We start from the raw sequence: 2,177 nt of genomic DNA, 5'->3' as shown, positions 1-2,177 counted from the left end.
CAACCACATCGTCGGTAACTACCGTACCCTCTTCATCCACCTGATTTACGCTAATGGTGGTAGTATCACCATCATCATGAATCGTTGTGGTCACCGTGCCTGCAACTGTACCAACGGTAGTTTCAACCAACGTGACGCTGAAATCCTCTGACACTTCAGCATAGACATCATCAACCGCTTCGATATTAAGAGCTGCGACAACATCACCCTTATATAACGGGCCTTCAAGAGTTACCTGATTTGTTTCCGGGTTGAAACCAATGCCGTTTGTATTGTCATAATCACTAATATATACCGCAGTACCATCCGCAATATCGAGCGTCAGAACGACAGTTTCACCTTCAGGAATATCAGCTCCTGAAAGCGTAATAACATAGTCTGCTGAGCCACCTTCAAAGACTTCGTTAGAATTTGATCCCGGTGCCAGTTGCTCGCCTTCACCTTCATAGTAATAATCATCTGCTGAAAGGGTGAAAACTGGAGCATCATTGTCCAGAATAGTTGCTTCGCCCTGATCATCGATGATAATCGCATTAACCGGGTTCGAAAGTGTAACGAGGAACTGCTCGTCGCCTTCCTGATAATTATCACCAAAGACCAGCACTTCGATCGTTGCCGATGTTTCACCCGCAGGAATCACTAGTGTGCCGGAAGTTGTACCATAATCATTTTCCGCAATGCCCGTACCACCAGAGATAGCGGTACCATCCGCAGTTGCAAAATCCACAGTGACGTCAGCCGCTGAAGGCGTATTTAATGTCACTGTGAATGTAGCAACGCTCCAGCCCTGTGCATTTAATGATGCCAGAGTATCCAGATCTCCTGCATTAAGACCAGCCACACCTTCAACTTCAGATACGTCTGCAGAAGCAGTAAGGGTTAAGGCACCTTCGCTTAAGACCGCAGTGCCCGTTGCGCTCCAGTCACCTTCACCATTGCTGAAGTTAAGACCATCAATTTCAACACCGTTGAAAGCTACATTCTGGATTAAAAGAGGCGATTCAACAGAAGAATCACCTACATCAGTTACACCGATCGCAATCTGATGAATACCTGCATCAAGTTCAATAGCGAACGTCTGAACTCCTGATTCACCGCCACTCAGATCCGTGTTGATATAATCGGCCAGCAAATAGACCTTCCCATTAACAACGACATAGGCAAAATCGTTGTATGGGAGGTAATCACCTTCTGAAAAGTTCCACTCGAAACTGAAGGTACCAGCTTCATTAAGTGTCAGACTCGTTACAACCACTGAGCTGTCACCGACATTTGTCGCAGCAAAATAATCTGAATTTGGTTCTTCAATAACGATATCGTTGATAGAAAGCTGCGGGGCAAGTGCTTGAACTTCTTCGCCAGGGATATCAGGGATATCATCTGAATATCCCTGCGTATTAAAACCAGCAGTAGGATCAACCTCATCAGCTGTACGCTGAATATTGACCGTTGAAGATCCCTCATTACCTGACTGACCACCAGCAGGCTCTCCACCCGCGGCTGTTGCTTCACCTACCTCTGTCGGGTCGGCACCCGCTAAAATGGCTGCCTGAATGGATTCAACATCGGTGGCCGCTTCGGATGGGTCTAATGTCTCTAGTGTGGAGTAGGTTTCAGCACTTGCTAGCCAGCTTTGACCACCATCCAGATGAACGGGCTCACCATTCTCTGTGGCAATTTCGATCACTGCATCAGGTGCCAACCGTACAACTTCATCGGCAAAAACCTGATCACCTAAGCTCAAAACTCGTTCAGTTCCATCGGCTGTGATAGCAACTGCGCGACCAATAAGATGAGACACCGTACCTACAACACTCATACAACTATCCTTTACAACAGGTCAATTAGGAAAGCATGCACTTTATATGGTTAGATGACGAAAACTATTGTACTGAGGTACAGGTGCTATTTTTTCTTTAATTTTAATGAGATAGCTCAAAGAAATCGTACGAATTTTAGACAAGCCTCCCCATATTTACAGGTGCCCTAACCCCATTCTGTATAAGCATTAACCAACCCCTATTTTCTGTTAACTTTTTGCAAAAAATACCTTGACGCTAAACCCCGGTGTCATTAAGATACGCCGCACTTTCAAGGTGTAGTTCCCTGATAGCTCAGTTGGTAGAGCAGTAGACTGTTAATCTATTGGTCGCTGGTTCGAGTCCAGCTCAGGGAGC

General features: G+C 45.9%; 1 protein-coding gene and 1 tRNA gene. One reads left to right on the top strand and one right to left on the bottom strand.

Annotation, left to right across the window (positions count from 1 at the left end; all coding sequences use genetic code 11):
• On the bottom strand, window positions 1-1,819 hold a 1,819-nt coding region (locus Q0882_RS16585; protein ID WP_299184077.1), incomplete at its 3' end, for a retention module-containing protein.
• A 284-nt stretch (window positions 1,820-2,103) separates the two neighbouring features.
• Between Q0882_RS16585 and Q0882_RS16580 the strand changes: the two genes are divergently transcribed.
• Window positions 2,104-2,176 (top strand) — tRNA-Asn (locus tag Q0882_RS16580).
• The last annotated feature ends 1 nt before the right edge of the window (window position 2,177 follow it).

The sequence above is a fragment of the uncultured Neptuniibacter sp. genome (assembly GCF_947498015.1).
In the GTDB taxonomy this organism is placed as follows: domain Bacteria; phylum Pseudomonadota; class Gammaproteobacteria; order Pseudomonadales; family Balneatricaceae; genus Neptuniibacter.
Note: the sequence above shows the minus strand (reverse complement) of the source record. Positions and strands in the feature narration are given on the sequence as shown.